20 protein-coding genes are annotated in these 17,494 nt (G+C 59.4%); 17 read left to right on the forward strand and 3 right to left on the reverse strand.

All coding sequences use genetic code 11. From position 1 onward, the window contains the following. Nucleotides 1-33: 33 nt before the first annotated feature. Together dut and coaBC are read right to left on the reverse strand one after the other, a co-directional pair. Nucleotides 34-486 (reverse strand): dUTP diphosphatase, encoded by a 453-nt coding sequence (dut, locus tag A11A3_RS09080; protein WP_008928993.1) that lies wholly within the window; start codon nucleotides 484-486, stop codon nucleotides 34-36. 66 nt (nucleotides 487-552) lie between these two features. Further along, complete coding sequence (coaBC, locus tag A11A3_RS09085) at nucleotides 553-1,752, reverse strand: bifunctional phosphopantothenoylcysteine decarboxylase/phosphopantothenate--cysteine ligase CoaBC (protein ID WP_008928994.1); 1,200 nt, start codon at nucleotides 1,750-1,752, stop codon at nucleotides 553-555. A gap of 176 nt (nucleotides 1,753-1,928) precedes the next feature. Between coaBC and radC the strand changes: the two genes are divergently transcribed. The 17 genes from radC (at nucleotide 1,929) to A11A3_RS09170 (ending at nucleotide 16,240) form a co-directional block, all read left to right on the forward strand. Continuing rightward, nucleotides 1,929-2,603 (forward strand): RadC family protein, encoded by a 675-nt coding sequence (radC, locus tag A11A3_RS09090; protein WP_008928995.1) that lies wholly within the window; start codon nucleotides 1,929-1,931, stop codon nucleotides 2,601-2,603. 129 nt (nucleotides 2,604-2,732) lie between these two features. Continuing rightward, complete coding sequence (locus tag A11A3_RS09095; RefSeq protein ID WP_040296969.1) at nucleotides 2,733-3,209, forward strand: REP-associated tyrosine transposase; 477 nt, start codon at nucleotides 2,733-2,735, stop codon at nucleotides 3,207-3,209. 220 nt (nucleotides 3,210-3,429) lie between these two features. Next, nucleotides 3,430-3,666: a 50S ribosomal protein L28 gene (gene rpmB / locus A11A3_RS09100; RefSeq protein ID WP_008928997.1), complete on the forward strand. Its 237-nt coding sequence runs from the start codon at nucleotides 3,430-3,432 to the stop codon at nucleotides 3,664-3,666. A 22-nt stretch (nucleotides 3,667-3,688) separates the two neighbouring features. Continuing rightward, entirely contained in the window at nucleotides 3,689-3,856 is a 168-nt protein-coding gene (gene rpmG / locus A11A3_RS09105) for a 50S ribosomal protein L33 (RefSeq protein WP_007151127.1), read from the forward strand. Between the two features lie 411 nt (nucleotides 3,857-4,267). Further along, a complete protein-coding gene (locus A11A3_RS09110; protein WP_008928998.1) occupies nucleotides 4,268-4,495 on the forward strand; it encodes a Flp family type IVb pilin in 228 nt (75 codons plus the stop codon). A gap of 52 nt (nucleotides 4,496-4,547) precedes the next feature. After that, nucleotides 4,548-5,000 carry a TadE/TadG family type IV pilus assembly protein gene (locus A11A3_RS09115; protein WP_008928999.1) on the forward strand — a complete coding sequence of 151 codons (453 nt, stop codon included), beginning with the start codon at nucleotides 4,548-4,550 and terminating at the stop codon, nucleotides 4,998-5,000. Between the two features lie 123 nt (nucleotides 5,001-5,123). After that, on the forward strand, nucleotides 5,124-6,011 hold the full coding sequence (cpaB, locus tag A11A3_RS09120) for a Flp pilus assembly protein CpaB (RefSeq protein WP_008929000.1): 888 nt from the start codon (nucleotides 5,124-5,126) through the stop codon (nucleotides 6,009-6,011). Then, nucleotides 6,001-7,236: a type II and III secretion system protein family protein gene (locus A11A3_RS09125; RefSeq protein ID WP_008929001.1), complete on the forward strand. Its 1,236-nt coding sequence runs from the start codon at nucleotides 6,001-6,003 to the stop codon at nucleotides 7,234-7,236. Before cpaB ends, A11A3_RS09125 begins: the two co-directional genes overlap by 11 nt. A 9-nt stretch (nucleotides 7,237-7,245) precedes the next feature. Beyond that, a complete protein-coding gene (locus A11A3_RS09130) occupies nucleotides 7,246-8,421 on the forward strand; it encodes a CpaE/TadZ family protein (RefSeq protein WP_008929002.1) in 1,176 nt (391 codons plus the stop codon). 25 nt (nucleotides 8,422-8,446) lie between these two features. Further along, nucleotides 8,447-9,613 (forward strand): TadA family conjugal transfer-associated ATPase, encoded by a 1,167-nt coding sequence (locus A11A3_RS09135; protein ID WP_008929003.1) that lies wholly within the window; start codon nucleotides 8,447-8,449, stop codon nucleotides 9,611-9,613. Further along, complete coding sequence (locus tag A11A3_RS09140) at nucleotides 9,603-10,523, forward strand: type II secretion system F family protein (protein ID WP_008929004.1); 921 nt, start codon at nucleotides 9,603-9,605, stop codon at nucleotides 10,521-10,523. Before A11A3_RS09135 ends, A11A3_RS09140 begins: the two co-directional genes overlap by 11 nt. Then, nucleotides 10,516-11,385 carry a type II secretion system F family protein gene (locus A11A3_RS09145; RefSeq protein WP_008929005.1) on the forward strand — a complete coding sequence of 290 codons (870 nt, stop codon included), beginning with the start codon at nucleotides 10,516-10,518 and terminating at the stop codon, nucleotides 11,383-11,385. Before A11A3_RS09140 ends, A11A3_RS09145 begins: the two co-directional genes overlap by 8 nt. A gap of 29 nt (nucleotides 11,386-11,414) precedes the next feature. After that, complete coding sequence (locus A11A3_RS09150) at nucleotides 11,415-12,092, forward strand: tetratricopeptide repeat protein (protein WP_040296972.1); 678 nt, start codon at nucleotides 11,415-11,417, stop codon at nucleotides 12,090-12,092. A gap of 26 nt (nucleotides 12,093-12,118) precedes the next feature. Next, a complete protein-coding gene (locus tag A11A3_RS09155) occupies nucleotides 12,119-12,391 on the forward strand; it encodes a hypothetical protein (protein WP_008929007.1) in 273 nt (90 codons plus the stop codon). 45 nt (nucleotides 12,392-12,436) lie between these two features. Further along, a complete protein-coding gene (locus tag A11A3_RS09160; protein WP_008929008.1) occupies nucleotides 12,437-14,149 on the forward strand; it encodes a pilus assembly protein TadG-related protein in 1,713 nt (570 codons plus the stop codon). Then, nucleotides 14,149-15,219, forward strand: a complete 1,071-nt coding sequence (locus A11A3_RS09165) for a phosphatase PAP2 family protein (RefSeq protein WP_008929009.1) — start codon at nucleotides 14,149-14,151, stop codon at nucleotides 15,217-15,219. Before A11A3_RS09160 ends, A11A3_RS09165 begins: the two co-directional genes overlap by 1 nt. Then, on the forward strand, nucleotides 15,212-16,240 hold the full coding sequence (locus tag A11A3_RS09170; protein WP_008929010.1) for a phosphatase PAP2 family protein: 1,029 nt from the start codon (nucleotides 15,212-15,214) through the stop codon (nucleotides 16,238-16,240). The genes A11A3_RS09165 and A11A3_RS09170 overlap by 8 nt, the downstream gene beginning before the upstream one ends. A 36-nt stretch (nucleotides 16,241-16,276) precedes the next feature. Here the strand turns inward: A11A3_RS09170 and A11A3_RS09175 are convergent, their stop codons facing one another. Continuing rightward, complete coding sequence (locus tag A11A3_RS09175) at nucleotides 16,277-17,467, reverse strand: DesA family fatty acid desaturase (protein WP_008929011.1); 1,191 nt, start codon at nucleotides 17,465-17,467, stop codon at nucleotides 16,277-16,279. Between the last annotated feature and the right edge of the window lie 27 nt (nucleotides 17,468-17,494).

Raw genomic sequence — 17,494 nt, forward strand, 5'->3', positions numbered from 1 at the left:
CTCCCAGTGCCGGCAGGATTTCCCTGCCTGGCGTCAGTGTCTGCCGCTGTGACCAAAGCCCCCGTCACCGCGTTCTGAACTGTCAAAACGGTCTACCTGCTCCAGCTGCACCTGCATGACCGGCACGATGACCAGCTGGGCAATGCGTTCCCCGGGTTCAATAGTGAACGCTTGCTGACCTCGATTCCAGCAGGAGACCATCAATTCGCCCTGATAATCCGAGTCAATCAACCCCACCAGGTTGCCCAGTACGATGCCATGTTTGTGGCCCAGGCCGGAGCGCGGCAGGATCATGCCGGCATACCCCGGGTCGCTGATGTGAATGGCCATGCCGGTGGGCAGCAGTTCGGTCTGACCTGGCGCCAGCGTCAGCGGCGCCTTGACCATGGCGCGCAGATCCAGCCCGGCGGAGCCGTCGGTGGCGTAGTGGGGCAGTGCAATGCTGTCGCCCAGGCGGGTATCCAGTACCCGGTATTGCAGTTTCATGTGGTTTCCCTGTGTGTCTATGCGGTGCGGTGCGGTGCGGTGCGGTTCGGGCCCCGGGCCGGGGCCTCAATCCTTGTAACGGATGGCGATCAGCTCAATCAGCTGTTTGGCAATCTGGGTCTTGGAGGCCAGTGGCAGTACCTTGTGGCCGCCCGGCCAGATCACGGTCAGTGCATTGTTGTCACTGTTGAACCCCACATTGGTGCCCGACACGTCGTTGGTGGCGATCATGTCCAGCTTCTTGTTGACCAGCTTGCCCTGGGCATAGGCCATCACATCCTGGGTTTCGGCGGCGAAGCCCACGGTGAAGGGCCGTTTGGTGTGCTCGGCCACGGCGGCCACGATATCCGGGTTCTTGACCAGCGTCAGGTGAATTTCCTCGGTGGATTTCTTGATCTTGTGATCGGCGGTCACGGTGGGGCGATAGTCGGCCACGGCGGCGGTGGCGATGAATACATCACAGCCGCCCTCCACGGCGGTCAGGCTGGCTTCATACATATCCTGGGCGCGGACCACGTCGATGCGGTTCACCCGTGCGGGGGTTGGCAGGTTGACCGGCCCGGCGATCAGGGTGACCTTGGCGCCGGCATCGGCGGCGGCTTCCGCCAGGGCAAAGCCCATCTTGCCGGAGCTCTTGTTGGTGATATAGCGCACCGGGTCGATGGACTCACGGGTAGGGCCGGCGGTGATCACCACATGCTTGCCGGTGAGCAGGTCGTAATCGAACACGTCGGCGGCCATCTGGATGATTTCCTGGGGCTCCAGCATTCGGCCTTCACCGGTCTCGCCGCAGGCCTGGCTGCCGCTGCCCGGGCCGAAAATATGAATGCCCTTTTCCTGCAGGATCAGCTGGTTCTTCTGGGTGCCGCTGTCAGCCCACATCTGCTGGTTCATGGCCGGGGCCACGGCGATCGGGGCGCCGGTGGCCAGGCACAGGGTGGTAAGCAGATCGTTGCCATGGCCGTGGGCCATGCGAGCCAGGAAGTTGGCCGAAGCCGGTGCGATCAATACCAGATCCGCCCAGCGGGCCAGCTCGATGTGCCCCATGGCGGCTTCCGCCCTGGGGTCGAGCAGGTCGGTGTGAACCGGGTGGCCGGACAGGGCCTGCATGGTCAGCGGGGTGATGAACTCCTGGGCGCCCTGGGTCATGACAACCCGAACCTGGGCGCCGGTGTCCTGGAGGCGGCGGACCAGGTCGGCGGCCTTGTAGGCGGCAATGCCGCCGGTCACACCAAGAAGGATGCGTTTGTTCATCAGACGCTGCATGGGCAAATCCTGCGGTGGCCTGGCCGGTCGCGCGGCACAGGGGGTGGTCTCTTACACGGGCCATGGCAAAACGCTGCTGCCGAAGGCCGTCCAATCCTGCTATTTGTTGGGCTGCATAGCGTAGCACAAGGTGCGCCGCTGCGAAGCGCACCAACATGACAGGGGAGCAAGCATCGATGGCAATTACCGACTGGCCGAGTGGGGAGCGCCCGCGGGAGAAATTGTTGCAGCGGGGCGCCGCGTCACTGAGCGATGCGGAATTGCTGGCCATTTTTCTGCGTACCGGCATGCAGGGTGGCACTGCGGTGGATCTGGCCCGGCAACTGTTGCAGCAGGCAGGCGGGCTGCGGGCGCTGCTGGATTTGCGGGCAGCGCGCATGGCCCGGTTGCCGGGCATGGGGGCCGCCCGGCGGGCCCAGTTGCTGGCGGCACTGGAGGTGGGGCGGCGCTATCTGGCCGAACCCCTTGAGCGGGGCCTGCCGCTGGATAACCCGGAAAAGGCCGGCCAGCTGCTGACCGCCCGGCTGCGCGGGCTGCCCTACGAGGTGTTCGCCTGCCTGTTCCTGGACAACAAGCATCGTTTAATCGTGTTCGAGCAATTGTTTCAGGGCACCATCGATGCGGCGGCGGTTTACCCCCGGGAGGTGGTGCGCCGGGCCATGGAGCACAATGCCGCCGCCGTGATCCTGGCCCACAACCATCCCTCCGGCGTTGCCGAACCCAGCCAGTCGGACCACGCCATCACCCGCCGGCTGGTGGAGGCCCTGGGCCTGGTGGATATTCGCGTGCTCGACCACCTGGTGATCGGGGATGGCGGCTGGGTGTCGCTGGCTTCGCGCGGGGCCCTGTAGTTGGTCGCCAGGAGCGGCGGAGATTGGCTTGCGCCAATTTCCGCCCTACGACGTTGGACCATGTGGATGTAGGGCGGAAATCGGCAAATGCCGATCTCCGCCGAGCAGCCCACCGCAAAGGAGGCAAGGATGCCAAATTACCGTAGAAACTATGTACCTGGCGGCTCGTATTTTTTTACCGTGAACCTGAATGATCGGCGCCAGGACTTGCTCACCCGGCATTGGCCGCTATTGCGACGGGCCATACAGGCCGTGCAAGGCTGCCACCCCTTCCGCCTTGATGCACTGGTCGTGCTGCCGGATCATCTCCACACAGTCTGGACATTGCCAGAGGGGGATGCGGATTTCTCCAGTCGCTGGCGAGCGGTCAAGAGCCGTTTCAGCAAGGCCTTGGCGGGTGATAGGCCGATCTGGCAACCCCGTTTCTGGGAGCACACACTAAAGGACGAGGGCAGCTATCGGCGGCATCTGGATTATGTACACCGGAATCCTGTAAAGCATGGGTGGGTGAGACGGGTACGGGACTGGCCCTATTCCACCTTTCACCGGTATGTGGAGAAAGGCGTGTATTCGTTGGATTGGATGGGGGGTGCAGGCCAGGGTTGATGGCGGAGATCGGCATTCGCCGATTTCCGCCCTACGGTGCCGTCGTAGGGCGGAGATGCCTGAAAGGGCATCTCCGACGGGGTGGCGGTAAGTCCCTGAATAGAGGCTGATCCGGTCAAATATCCAAGAATTCGCTTGAAACTTGACCGCCGTGTTGGTATAAAACGCGCCTTTTCCGGGGCTCCAGGTCCCCGTGCAAGACGATTTTCGGAGCAAGACAATGTCCAAAGTTTGCCAGGTTACCGGTAAGCGCCCTGTTACGGGCCACAATGTTTCCCACTCGAACATCAAGACCAAGCGTCGTTTCGAGCCGAATCTGCACCACCACCGTTTCTGGGTTGAGTCCGAGAAGCGTTTCGTGCGTCTGCGTGTCAGCTCCAAGGGCATGCGTATTATCGACAAGAAAGGTATCGATGCCGTTCTGGCCGATATCCGTTCCCGCGGCGAGCGCGTTTAAGGCGAACAGAAGGAGTTAACCCATGGCCGGTCCGATTCGCGAAAAAATTCGTCTGGTGTCTTCCGCAGGCACTGGTCACTTCTACACCACCACCAAGAACAAGCGTCTCCATCCCGAAAAGATGGAAACCAAGAAGTACGATCCGGTCGTGCGCAAGCACGTGGCCTACAAGGAAGCCAAGATCAAGTAACAACGATCTTGCTCCTGCCTGGCAAAGGACAGAAAAGCCCGGGATATTCCCGGGCTTTTTTTATGTCTGTCCAAACGGCTTTGGATATCAAGGTGATATCAACTTTTTACAGTTATTGTCATTCGCGGCGACATGAAAAGTTCATAATCCAGGGATGACCAAGGCGCCTAAAAAAAGGTGCACAAAGTCACACTTTTTGCATTCCGTTTGTCGTCGATATGGGCTCGTATGGAGGTTGGGCGTTGCCTTGAATTGCGCGTGGGATGCTACGGTTACACCGAGAGAACCTTAGTGCAACAAAACGAAACCAAGCGTTTGTTGTGATGGACATCACAGTTGCATAGGATTCTTGGAGAAGTTCATATTTGCGCATATGAACCTCCCTTTTTTATGCGTGCACGGAGAGCACTTATGGATACCCTGACCCAAATGACACAACTACTGTTTGCTCGTCTGTTTTCCCAGATATCCACCCGGGCATCCCGCCAGAAAGGCGCCAGTGCACTGGAATACATTGTGCTGGCAGCGGTGATTGTGGCGGCGCTGATTCTGGTCGGTACTTTCCTGGCCGGTAACAGCGGCTTCAGCGGCTTCTTCAGCGACCTGTTCGGCAAGGCCAGCTCCGCGCTGAACCCGTAAGTCACAATATAAAAAGGGCCACGCAAATGTGGCCCGGCGGGAGAGTGGCGACATGAAACGGCATAGTAGGGGGGCGGTGGCGTTCGAATTTCTGTTCCTGTTCCCCTTCATCGTCGCCATCCTCTACGCGGCGGGCTACTACAGTATTGTCTTCTCCTGGCAATACCGGATGCAGAATCTGGTGGACCGGGCCGTTTCCGAAGCCCTGTATATGGATCGCGGCGATCTGGATGCCAGTGAGCTGGCCACGACCATTCGTGATCGTGCCCAGCAACGTCTGGCTGCCCTGGTGCAGAATGGCTTGCCGGACAGTCTGAAGGACAAGGTAGGGGCGGACAGTGCCTGTACCGTGGATGCTTCGGCCATTGCCGTGGTCAGCTGTACACTCGCCATGAACAGCGCCACTATCGAAGGGCTGTTGCCCTCCGTGAGTTTCGGCATGCTGGGGGATTTCCCTCCGGCGCCGCCCAGTGGCATCAGTGCGTCGTCGCAGGCGGCGTTCTGACAGGTGAACAGACCAAGGTGCCGCGTTATTGGCACAGAGACAGACCGATTGTCGTAGTGTGATTAAGGCTGTCCGCTTTGTGAGTTGGCAGGGATAGCCTCACGATTATCACAAGGAGGGAAGATGGGGGCTCGATGGCTTTATATGTTGCCGGCGCTGCTGCTCAGCGTGCTGGCAGTCATACTGGCCGTGATCGGTCTTTCCCGTGAGCCGGAACCGGCCAGGGGCAACAATAATGATGGCGTCGTCATGCAGGTGTCGGAAGGCAATGACACCAAGGCGCTTGAGCACACCTACTGGGTTGCCACCCATGATCTGGGTATCGGCACCCCCATCAAGAAAGACGATTTCCGCAAGGTTTCCGTTTCCGTTCCCCTGGCCCAGGCCGTACCGGAAGAGACTGCCGTAGAAGGGCAGCTACTGCGTCGCAATGTCCGGGAGGGGGAGATTCTTGCCAAGAGCCACCTGGAGGCCGGCAACCGTCTGGCCCAGGCGGTACCCGCCGGCTACCGGGCCTTTGCCATCGGCATTGATAACGTTACCGCCGTGGGCGGTTTGTTGCAGCCCGGTGACCTGGTCGATGTGCTGGCGGACTTCCGTAATGGCCAGGACAAGGAGCCCACTTCCATGGTGTTGCTGAGCAGCCTGGAAGTGCTGGCCGTGAATGGTCAGATTGAAGATGCCCCGGAGCAAAAGGGCGGTAACGACCAGCGCCGGGGGCGTAACGCCACCGCAGTCCTGGCGGTGCCCCGTCAGGACCTGGTGCGCCTGCAGCTGGCCGATGCCAATGGCAGCCTGCGGCTGGCCATGGCCGGAGACGCCAACCGGCCCAAAGTGGCCGATAACGCCGAGCCGATATCCAAGCAGGGCGATCCCAGCATGACCACCAAGCTCGATGCGCTGTTCCCGGAGAAAAAGAAACCCGTGGTTCACCATCGCGCGGCACCGAATCCCGGTAACAAGGTAGAAGTCTACGAAGGGGCCACCTCAAGGAGCACCTATGTTCACTGAGCAGAAACCGTCGGCCGCCGTGGCGGCACGATCCCTGTTTGCAGCCCGGGCGCGCGCAGGGGATTGGGCGGCCTCACAACGCATACTGATGGGCTGGGCGTTACTGGTGGCCCTGCTGGTCGGTATCGCCATGCCGGCCTGGAGTGAGAGCCAGGATATCCCTGCCGGCCCGATGAAGAAGGTGCTGCGCATTGCGCCCGGCGAGCAGAAAATTCTGCTTTTCCCGGAGCGGGTGACCAAAGTGGCCACCTCCGATCCGAACGTGGCGGCAGTGGCCGTCAGTGGTGCCAGGGAGCTGCTGGTCACGGCCAAGGATGAGGGTTCATCGATCCTGTCGGTGTGGCTGAAAGGCCTGGAAAAGCCCATGCGCAGTACTCTGGTGGTGTCCACCACGTCCGGGCAGGCCCTGCCTTTCGGCACCCAGGTGCAGACCGATATCCGCATTCTGGAAGTCAGCCGCAGCGAGTTGAATAGCTTCGGCTTTGAATATTCCAATATCTTTGATGGTGGCAATACCCAAGTGGGTATTTCTTCACCGGGCGGGGCCGGAGCTGCAGAGGGTTTCAACCTTTTCCGCTTGGGCAAGAACTCCACAACGGTGATCAACGCGCTGGAAAGTGGAGGTTTTGCCTATACCCTGGCAGAGCCCTCTTTAACGGCGCTGAGTGGGCAAACAGCCTCGTTTCTTTCCGGTGGAGAGTTCCCTGTACCCACACGCAGTAACAATAATGGTGTCCAGGTTGAATTCAAGAAATTCGGTATTGGCCTGGCGCTGACCCCGACGGTGATTGACGGTAATCAGATTATTCTCAAGGTGGCACCTGAAGTCAGTGAGCTGGATTATTCTGCTGGTGTAAAGACGGGCGGTGTAGATGTGCCCGGGCTTCGTGTGCGACGTTCTGAAACAACGGTTTCTTTAGCTCCAGATGAAACCTTCATTATCAGCGGCCTGGTCAGTCGCAATACGGTCAATAACAGCGACCGGTTGCCGGGCCTGGGCAATCTTCCGGTGCTGGGAGCCTTCTTCCGTTCCGGTCGTATTTCCCGGGAAGACAAGGAGCTGGTAATGGTGGTAACGCCGCACCTGGTGACGCCCCAGTCCAACGGCCTGCCACCGGGGGCCTTGCCCGGTGCCGATTATCATGAAAGCAGCATGGGCTGGATGGACATGATGACCGAACCCCGCCGCGGCTCGCAGCCGCTGCGCCATGGACTGAGCTGGTAGGGGGCGATCATGATTGAAGAAACCTTGCTGGCAGTCATGGAAGACGCGGGGACGGAAAGCTGGCTGGATCAGGCGCTCAAGGATGTGGAGCGGCTGGAAAAGGTCAGCCGCTCCGACCTGGGCCGGGTGCTACGGTTACTGGAGGCGACCGGTGCCAGCATTGCCCTGGTGGAAGTGTCCGAACACGACATGAGCCAGGCCATGGCGGTGATCACCGCCCTGAGCAATGCCCGGCCCTGGGTGACGGTGGTGGCGGTCTGTCGCCTGGCGGATCAGGAAACCCTGCTGCAATGCATGCGGGCCGGCGCCCGTGATTGCGTTGTAGTGGGCGGCGATCCCGCCGAGCTGCGTGACCGTCTGCGTCGTCATCAACTGGTACGGCCTTCCTTCGCCGGTGACGAGTTGCAGTCGCGTTCGCGCAATCTGGTGATGATTGCCGGTGTCCATCCACGGGTGGATACCGGGTTCCTGGCACAGAATCTGGCGGTGGCCATGGCCGCCGCCGACAAGGATCGGCGAGTGCTGGCCATTGATGTGGATGCCAGCGACGAAGGTGTCTTCCACCTTGATAGCCGCAACAATTTCGACCTCAGTCAGTTGCTATCCAGCCCGGATACTCTGGATCAGACCCTGATCGAAACGGCGCTGGAGGAATTCCGGCCCGGACTGCGACTGCTCAGTGGCGGTAACAGTGGCGATTTTCTTGGCGATCGGGGCGCGGATCTTTTCATTGCACTGACCCGGCTGATGGGCATGTTTGACCGCATTATTCTGAATGTGGGCAGTAGTGGCCAGTCTGCCTGGGTGCGCGCCATCGGTGTGCATGTTGGCGAATTGCTGGTGGTGGCTGGCCAGGAGGTGCCGCAGTTACGGGCCATAAAGGAAGAAATCTCCAGCTGGCGCCCGCATCTGCCATCAAGCACCAATCTGCGATTGGTGCTTGATGGCTATGAGCCGTCGTTACCGCCAGCACTGGAAGAAGTGGGTGATAGTACGGGGGTGCCGGTGGCTGCCGCATTGCCGATGGATTGGCGTCACCGTCTGGAGGCGATCAATCTGGGTCTGCCCATGCAGGAAAGTGCCCCAAAGAGTCTCTATAACAAGAAGCTCAAGGCGCTGGTCGCACAATTGGATAGTGTGGACATAGAAGCCCCCTCCCGCTGGAGTTTTTTCAAGCGGGCCTGAACCAGCCTGACTGACAGGGGATAGTGTGGCGGGACGAATTGACGAAGAATATCAACAGCTCAAGGCTCACACCCATCAGCGGGTGGTGGACCGGCTGGATGAAGATGGCATCGAAGTGGCCCGCAGCAACCGGACCCGGGTCGAGGATGCCATTACCCGTGCCGTGCATCAGCACATCGCCGAGCGACGTATTCCACTTTCCAATCAGGACATGAACCAGCTGGTGCGCGACATGATCGATGAGGTCATGGGCTTCGGGCCGCTGGAGCCCATGCTGCGCGACAGCACCATCAATGATGTGCTGGTTAATGGCCCCGAGGATGTGTTCATCGAGGTGCGCGGCGTGCTGCAACGGGCCCAGGCTCGCTTTATCGATGACGACCATGTCATTCGGGTGATCCGGCGTATTCTGGCTCCTCTGGGGCGCCGTCTGGATGAAGCCAGTCCCATGGTGGATGCTCGCCTACCCGACGGCTCCAGGGTCAACGCCATCATTCCGCCGCTGGCGCTGGACGGGCCATCCATTTCCATTCGTAAATTCAACCGCCATCACATGACCGCCGAGGATCTGATTCGCGCCGGCTCCATGACTGAAGAGTGTCTGCGGGTGATGGTGGAGGCGGTGCAGAAGCGTCGCAACATTCTGGTCAGCGGCGGTACCGGTACGGGTAAAACCACCATGCTGAACCTGATCAGCCAGTACATTCCGCGCAATGAGCGGGTGCTGACCATCGAGGATTCCGCCGAACTGATGCTTGAGCATCCCCACGTGGTGCGCCTGGAAACCCGGCCGGCCAATACCGAGGGCAAGGGGCGCATTACCGCCCGGGAGCTGGTGGTCAACGCCCTGCGTATGCGTCCGGACCGCATCATTCTTGGCGAGGTGCGCTCCAGTGAAATCATCGAATTGCTGCAGGCCATGAACACCGGCCATGAAGGGTCCATGAGTACCATCCATGCAAACGGTACCCGTGATGCGCTGGTGCGCATCGAAACCCTGCTGGCGGTCAGTGGCTATGACGCCAGTGAACAGGCCATTGGCCGCCTGATCGGCTCGGCCCTGGACATGATTATCCAGCTGGTACGCCGCCCGGATGGCAAGCGCGAAGTCAGCGCCATTGTTCAGCTGGCGCCCCGCGAAGACGACCCTTATCACATGGAATACCTGTACAGGAGTGATAATGAACGCTGAGGTACTGCTGGCTGCCGCTCGCAATCTCGCCATCCTGGCCGTGCTGTTGCTGGTCGGTCAGTGGTGGTTTGCGCGTGTGCGTGAGCGCCAGCAGGCCCGTCGGCGGGTCAATGCCCGGCTGGGCACGGGGCATGACATTCAGGATGACGAGCGCGAAGCGCGACTGGCGGGCGGGCGTTTCGAGCGTTTGCTGCTGCGGGCCGGTCTGCATATCAGTCAGTCCACCCTGACCTTGCTGGTGATGGTGGTGGTGGTGGCCACCCTGGTCACCATGGTGCTGGCCAAGGTCTGGATGGCGTTGCTTGTGCCGGTGCTTGCCGCGGGCCTGGCCTGGATGCTCTGGAACATGCTCTACCAGAAACAACGGCGCATCATTTTTGACAGCCTGCCCGGCATCATCGATATCGTGGTACGCAGTATTGATGCCGGCCGTTCGCTGGAAATGGCGCTGGTGGATAGCCTGCGTGAAGCGCCACCGGTATTTGAACCCTTGTCTTTCCGGTTGCGCAGTGCCGTGGAAGCCGGCCGCGATTACACCTATCTGATGGATGATTTTGCCGAACTTTATCAGGTGCCACCGCTGGTTTTCGTGGCCGTGGCCCTGCGAACGTCCAGCCGTTTCGGCAGCTCCATTCGTCCCATCCTGCGACAGGTTTCCGAAGCCCTGCGCTCCCAGCAGGAGATGCGCCGGGAATTCATGGCGGCCACCGCCGAGACACGGATGACCGCCATTGCCTTTGCCGTCCTGCCGGTGGGGATTGGGGTCTATGTGATAGCCATGAACGAAGGCTTTCGCGAGATCCTGCTGCACACCGATACCGGCCAGAAGATGCTGATGGTAGCCGTGGGGCTGCTGGTGTTTGGCATTGCCCTGATCATGCGCATGATCCAGGGGGTGGGCCGTGGTTAATCTCTGGCTGGCCCTGCTGTGTGCCCTGCTGGCGTTGTGGATTGCGCTGGTGAAGTCCCGTACCTGGGAACGGCGCCAACGGGTGCTGACACGCATGAATGAAGGCGACAAGGCCGGCCGTGATGAAGAGAGCCGCAATCTGCTGCTTGCCAGCCTGTCACGGCGGCTCACCTCTTCCGCGTTTGTCAGTGATGATTATGACGAGATTTATGCGGCGCTGAAGCTTACCGGGCGCAGCGCGGAACGTATCCAGGTGATCTACCTGGTGAGTTGCTGGGTGCTGCCGATGGTCATGCTGGTTATCGGGATTCTGGTTGCCGGGCTGGGCGGTGCCATTGTGCTGGGAGCACTGGGCTTCATCATGCCGCGCCGCTATATCCGGGCGGTGGCCGACCGGGCCCGTTACCGTCAGAACCTGGAGGCCATCGAACTGGCTCAGGTCATGCGCATGTTATTGGAGGCCGGGCTTTCCATCGAACGGGGGTTTCGTATCGCAGCCCTGCAGGCCCGCCCCCTGATTCCGACGCTGGCCTATCGACTGGATCGCTTCAACCGCCTGATGGATAGCGGCGCCGATCGCAGTGCCGCGCTGGACGATATCGGCGATGACAAGACCGTGCCGGTCCTGCATAACCTGACTCGCCTGCTCAAGCAGGCCGGTTCGCTGGGTGGCAGTGTGACAGAGAGCATCGAGCAGATCATTCTGGAAGGTCAGGATGTGGAGCGTAGTCGTATCAAGGAACAGGTCAACAAGATCGGCGTGAAAATGACCATCATCATGATGGCCATCATGCTGCCGGCCCTGTTCATCATTATTGGCGGTCCCGCGGGGATTTCCATCATGGAAGCACTGAGCCGTTGAGGCAGCAACAATGTTTTCGGGAGCGAAGAATGAAAAGTAAACGGTTAGGGGTGGCCACAGGGGTTCTGCTGATGCTGGCCGGGTGTGCCCAGAATCAGCCTCGGCCGGTCACCGCTGAAATCGGTAGCCCCAAGACCAGAATCAGTTGCGATGTGGATGTGCAGCCCGAGGATCGGGTCGAACTGGAAATGGTTGATACGCTGATGTCCCGTGATCTGGTATACGCGGCGCTGGCACAGCTGCAAAAGCATCAGCAGCGTAACGAGGAATACTGGCAGCGTTATGGTCAGCTGCTGGCCAAGACCGATGACATGGATGGTGCACGGGATGTGTTTACCCAGATGCGTGACCAGTGCAACAGTGGCGAGGCTTACCATGGCCTGGGGATGATTGCGCTCAAACAGGGCTACCTCTCCGAAGCACTGACCAATTTCAAGGAGGCGGTGAGCCGGTTGCCAGCCTCGGCATCCGTGCGTAATGACTATGGTTATGCGCTGTTGCTGGAGGGCGATTTCCCCGAAGCCCAGCGTAACCTGAGAACCTCCCTGGAGCTGCAGAACGGTTCCGGTGCGGCCCGACAGAACCTGGCCGTGGCTTATATTCTTGCCGGCAACAAGCAAGGGCTGGCATTGCTTCGTGACAAGTACCATTTCACCGATGATGAAATGGCCTATGCCCATTCCCTGGCGGATCAGATGAGGAAATGATGATGAAACCTCTGGCGAAGCCTGTTATGGCAAGCGCGTTACTGCTGATGTTCTGCTCACCGGCATTGGCCGATCAGGATGGCGACTATGCCTTCGGTTTGTCCGACTCCGTAGTCAGGGAAAAGCCGAAGACCACCACGGACTGGCTGCTTGATCAGCAACGCCATTCGCCGCCGTCGCAAAAGAGCGAGCTGCCGGCGCAGCTTTACGTGGATAGTCAGCGTCGTATCAGCGATACCTTCAAACAGCCGATTCCTGAAAGCATTCAGGACAAGGCCACGTCCACGGACGATAACTGACCGCAGCGGCCAGTGATCCTGGGCTGACGGTCGCAAGGAGGAGGCATGAGACAATTCGGCATTGCACGTCAAAGCGGTGCGATTGCGCTGGCCACCCCCTTCGTGATTCTTCTGATTCTGGCGTTGACGGTTTTCTTGCTGGATGGCGCCAGGCTGTATGCCGCCAAGCGGGAAATGCAATCCATTGTCAACGCGGCGGCGACCGCCGCGGCGGATAACGGCCAGACCTGTAACAGCATGGGCGATTCACCGACCTTGTCAGATATACAGACCCGTGCCGAAACCGCCGCCACCCAGCGCGGCTGGGATGGCAAGGGTACGCTGACGGCCAGCACCGGCCTGGTCAGTACGGTGGAGGGCGGTCCCGATGATGGTCAGCAGGAATTCGAAGCCCGACCGGTGCTGCAAAGCAACGCGGTCGCCATCCGCTATTCGCGGCCGCACAACATTTCCCTGTTATTGGGCGGGCTGGGGACCATCACGCTGGATGCCACGGCGGTGGCCCGCAAGGAACTGAATGCCGGTATTTCCGTGGAGTCTTATACCGCCAGCCTGGATTCCACCCAGTCCGCACTGTTGAACCTGGTCATTGGTGGCATTCTTCAGCAGGACGGCGGCTTGCATCTCAATGGCGTCAATTTTGATTCCCTGCGCGGCACGCTGGTGGATGTGGAAGATCTGGTCGCGGGCCTCACGGGCGGCACCGCGGCAGGAGATATTCTGGGTAGCGACGTGACTGCTGATGCGGTGCTGTCCGTGCTGAAAAGCACGTCGGATGCCACCGGTGTTGCAGCCATCGCACTGGATCAGGTGGTCGATGCGGCAGTGGGCACCAATACCAATGTGGCGCTGGCAGATATCGTTAATGTGCTGGGTGATGGCGAGATACCGAAGGGCGCCAAGATCCCGGCGCTGGATGTGATTATTTCAACGGTCTTCAATGTAGGCAAGGCGCTGCCTTCCACTATCCATCTTGATCTGGCTGACAGTAGTGCCCTTGGGTCACTGTTGTCATCGTTGGGTGTGGGGGCGGCGACGCTGGATCTGGAAATTGATCAGGCGCCGGGTTTCGTTTTTGCGCCGGCTCGCCAGGATGAAAATGGCAACTGGTACGGCAAGGCGAAAAGTGCCGATATTACCTTGACGCTGGATCTTGGACTGAATGTATCTGTGCTGGGTCTTGCTTCACTGACGACGTCGCTGCCATTGACGCTGGATACTGGCTCGGCAGAGGTGACACTGGTTGGAGCCAGGTGTGCAGCAGGCACCACCAATCAGGTCACACTGGATACTCAAGTAAAGCGTAGCCTGCTTTCCCTGCAGACCAACGCCAGCGTGGATATCAATGCCATTTTGCTGGGGAAACTGGCCAGTGTTTCCGTCACAGCGGATTCCGGTTCCTATGGCGGTGGCGCCGAGTATGTTGAGCTGGGACCGATTATGCTCAACGACCCACAGCCTTACGCCATTGAACAGGGCGACAGCGGCGCCGCCCTGGATGATGCCCTCACTGGCTTGCTCAGTGATCTCGATCTTAATATAACCAGTCAGGTGCCATTGCTTAACGTCGTGTTTGGCAGTGTGACCGGGCTGCTCAATGGTGTGACACAAACACTGGTTCCCATACTTCAGTCCGTTAGTCAGCAGATACTGGGGCCGCTGCTGGACGCACTGGGTTTGTCGGTAGGCAATGCCAGAATTACGGTGGCGTCAAAAGTTCAGAGTCCGGTGGTACTGCTGGAGGATGTGGATTTCTGATGACCTCCTCACCTGAGGAACAGCGCCCCTTGCTGGAGCGTTGCGCCGCCGGGGTGTGGCGGGGGCTTGGCAGGGATGCCGGCATTTATCTGTTAGTGAGTGGCTATATCGTTATCACGGTGCTGGCAGCCGGGTTGACCGGTCATCTGCCGCATTACTCGCTAATGGTATACCCACAAACCACCATTCAGGTCAGTATCGTTCTGGGTCTGTTCATGGTGGTGGGTTACGGCGGTTATGTCATGCTGTATCGCCGCCCGTCTTTTCCGTTGCGTTATCTTGCCGGCCAGATTCGTCGATTCGTGGTATCTGCTGCTTTTTTTCGCGGGCTCTTTCTGCTGCTTGTCTTTACCCTTTTCTTCTCCGCAGTATCATCCAGTAAATCCCTGATCGGGGTCTGGCAGCCGTTTGCCTGGGATGCGCGCTTTGCCCACTGGGATGCCTGGCTGCACGGGGGCAAGATGCCCTGGCAGTGGTTACAGCCGGTGCTGGGCTATCCCTGGATTACCACCGCGATCAATGCCGTTTACAACCTGTGGTTCATGGTCATGTTTGCGGTGTTTTACTGGCAACTTTTTTCTTCCCGTGACGAGCGACGCCGGCAACGTTTCCTGATCAGTTTTATCGGCTGCTGGGCGGTTAATGGCACCTTGCTGGCGGTGCTCTTTTCATCAGCGGGGCCCTGCTTTTTTCATTACCTTTTGCCGGACGGACCAGACCCCTTTGCTCCCCTGATGCGCTATCTACATGCGGCACAGCGTGTGTCACCGGTGTGGGCGCTGTCCACCCAGGACATGCTTTGGCAATATCACCAGGCCGGGGCCCTGGGTGTGGGCACCGGGATTTCCGCCATGCCCAGCATGCACGTCAGTATCGCCTGGTTGATGGTGCTGCTGACTGCTGGCAGCCCCCTCATTTTGCGCTATTTCCTCAGGGCATTCTTTGTGGTGATCCTGCTGGGCTCCGTGCATCTGGGTTGGCACTATGCCATTGATGGTTATTTTTCTGTGCTGACGACCACGCTTATCTGGAGTGTGACGGCCTGGATTGGCAGGCCTGCTCATGAATAGGTGGGGCTCACCGCTTGATCGTTTTCTGCTGGCGACGGTGGCCGGCTTTGCCGTGCTGGTTTACGGGGTGACGGCCTACTTCCGTTTGCCTTACCGACCCGTGCATGATTTCTATTCCCTGCCACTGCTGTTCGGTACCGGTTTTTTTGTGCTGGGTTTTTTCTGTTTTCGGCTATTGAGGATGATGTTGTTGCATCGGGGGCATGGCTTGTTGAAAGCGGCCTGGCGCGATGTATGGAGCTTTGTATCCTGGCCGCGTTTTTGCACGGCGTTGCCGGTGCTGTTGTTGATCCCGGTATTTTTCTCCGTGTTCACCACCATGAAAAATGCCATCCCGGCGTTGCAGCCGTTTTATCTGGACCCGGCCCTGGCGGAGCTGGATCAGAGGCTTCACGCAGGTACACAGCCCTGGCAATGGCTGCAGCCTTTGCTGGGTATCCCGTTGGTAACCATGTTGATCAGCGCGTTCTATAAAAGCTGGTTCTTTTTCAAATATGGCATGGTGTGTTGGCAGGCTTTCAGTCTTGCCGATCCACAACGGCGTGCCCGTTTCTTTGTCACCCTGTTGCTTTGCTGGATACTGCTGGGTGTGGTGCTGGCCACGTTGCTGTCATCGGCGGGCCCCTGTTTTTATGGCGGCCTGTATCCTCAGCTGCCCAACCCCTATGCCGGGCTGATGACGTATCTGCATCAGGCTGACAGTCACTATCCGGTATTCGATCTGTTTGCCCAGCATTATCTCTGGCGGGCCTACCAGGGGCATGTGGCCTTGCCGTTTTCCGGCATCAGTGCCATGCCCAGCATGCACGTGAGCATGGCTACCCTGTTTCTGCTGTTGTGCTGGCAAAAGGGTAGGGTGCTGCGGTGGCTGCTGGGAGGCTATTTACTGCTGATCCAGGTGGGGTCGGTAATGCTGGGGTGGCATTACGCAGTGGATGGCTATCTGGCCATGATAATGACCGGTTTGCTCTGGTGGGTGGCGGGGTGCTGGGTAAGGCGATGGCGGTTTCCCATGACATAAAAAAGGCCGCATTGCGGCCTTTTTTATTCGCTCGGTTCAGTGAGCGGCTATCTGCCGATAGCGGGTTAGCTGTTCGGCGAATTCCTGCAGCGAGCGAATGCCGGAATCCCGGGCATCGTGGTACCACTGCTCGAGCGCTTCCAGCATTTCGCTGGAGTTGCGGCTGGTCTGGGACCAGATATCCTGCAGCCGCAGGCGGAACTGGTAGATGGCCGCCAGGGTTTCGTTGTTGTCGGTGAGGCTTTGCAGGCGAACCTGATGGCGTGGCTTGATCAGGCTGTGATCCAGATGCAGCAGAGCCTTGGCGCGACCGTAAAGGTCCCGGGTGGCCTCGCAGGCACGGGCTTTTTCCTGTTCGAAGACCGGGGCAATCACGGTCTTGCGGTACTGCGCCATGACCTGGAAGCGGTGCTGCAATACGCCTTTCAGGGCATCCAGATCCACGCCGCTGGCATTGCTGACCCGGGCGGGCTTGGGCGCCACTTTCTTCACTTTGGCCAGGTGCAGGATTTCAAACAACCGGATCCAGGCCCAGCCCATGTCGAACTCGAAGCGGCGTACGGACAGCTTGGCGGAGTTCGGATAGGTGTGATGGTTGTTGTGCAGCTCTTCACCGCCAATCAGGATGCCCCAGGGGGAGATGTTGCGAGAGGCATCGGCGCATTCAAAGTTGCGGTAGCCCCAGTAGTGGCCAATACCGTTGATCACACCGGCGGCAAACAGCGGGATCCAGATCATCTGGATGGCCCACACAGTGATACCGGTGGCGCCGAACAGCAACAGGTCGATGGCGCCCATCAGGGCGATGCCGCCCAGCGGGAAACGTGAATAGACATGGCGTTCCATCCAGTCATCCGGGCAGCCGGCACCGTACTTTTCCAGGGTTTCTGTGTTTTCCGCTTCCTGGCGATAGAGTTCGGCACCCTCTCGCAGCACCTTGCCGATGCCCTTCACCTGCGGGCTGTGCGGGTCCTCTTCAGTTTCGCACTTGGCGTGATGCTTGCGATGGATGGCAGTCCATTCGCGGGTGTTCTGGCCGGTGGTCAGCCACAGCCAGAAGCGGAAGAAGTGTTTCAGGGCGGGATGCAGTTCCAGCGCCCGGTGAGCCGAGTAACGGTGCAGATAGACCGTCACACTGACAATGGTGATGTGTGTCAGCGCCAGGGTGATGAGCACCAGGCCGACAATTCCGGGGGCCAGCAGGCCCTCACTGAGATAATTCCACATGAGCGATAATCGATAATTCAGGAGGCC

Source organism: Alcanivorax hongdengensis A-11-3, from assembly GCF_000300995.1.
Lineage (GTDB): Bacteria > Pseudomonadota > Gammaproteobacteria > Pseudomonadales > Alcanivoracaceae > Alcanivorax > Alcanivorax hongdengensis.

Excerpts from the sequence above, each read along its gene's own strand:
- dut (WP_008928993.1), bottom strand. The coding sequence starts at position 486 with ATGAAACTGCAATACCGGGTACTGGATACCCGCCTGGGCGACAGCATT.
- coaBC (WP_008928994.1), bottom strand. The coding sequence starts at position 1,752 with ATGCAGCGTCTGATGAACAAACGCATCCTTCTTGGTGTGACCGGCGGC.
- radC (WP_008928995.1), top strand. The coding sequence starts at position 1,929 with ATGGCAATTACCGACTGGCCGAGTGGGGAGCGCCCGCGGGAGAAATTG.
- A11A3_RS09095 (WP_040296969.1), top strand. The coding sequence starts at position 2,733 with ATGCCAAATTACCGTAGAAACTATGTACCTGGCGGCTCGTATTTTTTT.
- rpmB (WP_008928997.1), top strand. The coding sequence starts at position 3,430 with ATGTCCAAAGTTTGCCAGGTTACCGGTAAGCGCCCTGTTACGGGCCAC.
- rpmG (WP_007151127.1), top strand. The coding sequence starts at position 3,689 with ATGGCCGGTCCGATTCGCGAAAAAATTCGTCTGGTGTCTTCCGCAGGC.
- A11A3_RS09110 (WP_008928998.1), top strand. The coding sequence starts at position 4,268 with ATGGATACCCTGACCCAAATGACACAACTACTGTTTGCTCGTCTGTTT.
- A11A3_RS09115 (WP_008928999.1), top strand. The coding sequence starts at position 4,548 with ATGAAACGGCATAGTAGGGGGGCGGTGGCGTTCGAATTTCTGTTCCTG.
- cpaB (WP_008929000.1), top strand. The coding sequence starts at position 5,124 with ATGGGGGCTCGATGGCTTTATATGTTGCCGGCGCTGCTGCTCAGCGTG.
- A11A3_RS09125 (WP_008929001.1), top strand. The coding sequence starts at position 6,001 with ATGTTCACTGAGCAGAAACCGTCGGCCGCCGTGGCGGCACGATCCCTG.
- A11A3_RS09130 (WP_008929002.1), top strand. The coding sequence starts at position 7,246 with ATGATTGAAGAAACCTTGCTGGCAGTCATGGAAGACGCGGGGACGGAA.
- A11A3_RS09140 (WP_008929004.1), top strand. The coding sequence starts at position 9,603 with ATGAACGCTGAGGTACTGCTGGCTGCCGCTCGCAATCTCGCCATCCTG.
- A11A3_RS09150 (WP_040296972.1), top strand. The coding sequence starts at position 11,415 with ATGAAAAGTAAACGGTTAGGGGTGGCCACAGGGGTTCTGCTGATGCTG.
- A11A3_RS09155 (WP_008929007.1), top strand. The coding sequence starts at position 12,119 with ATGGCAAGCGCGTTACTGCTGATGTTCTGCTCACCGGCATTGGCCGAT.
- A11A3_RS09160 (WP_008929008.1), top strand. The coding sequence starts at position 12,437 with ATGAGACAATTCGGCATTGCACGTCAAAGCGGTGCGATTGCGCTGGCC.
- A11A3_RS09165 (WP_008929009.1), top strand. The coding sequence starts at position 14,149 with ATGACCTCCTCACCTGAGGAACAGCGCCCCTTGCTGGAGCGTTGCGCC.
- A11A3_RS09170 (WP_008929010.1), top strand. The coding sequence starts at position 15,212 with ATGAATAGGTGGGGCTCACCGCTTGATCGTTTTCTGCTGGCGACGGTG.
- A11A3_RS09175 (WP_008929011.1), bottom strand. The coding sequence starts at position 17,467 with ATGTGGAATTATCTCAGTGAGGGCCTGCTGGCCCCCGGAATTGTCGGC.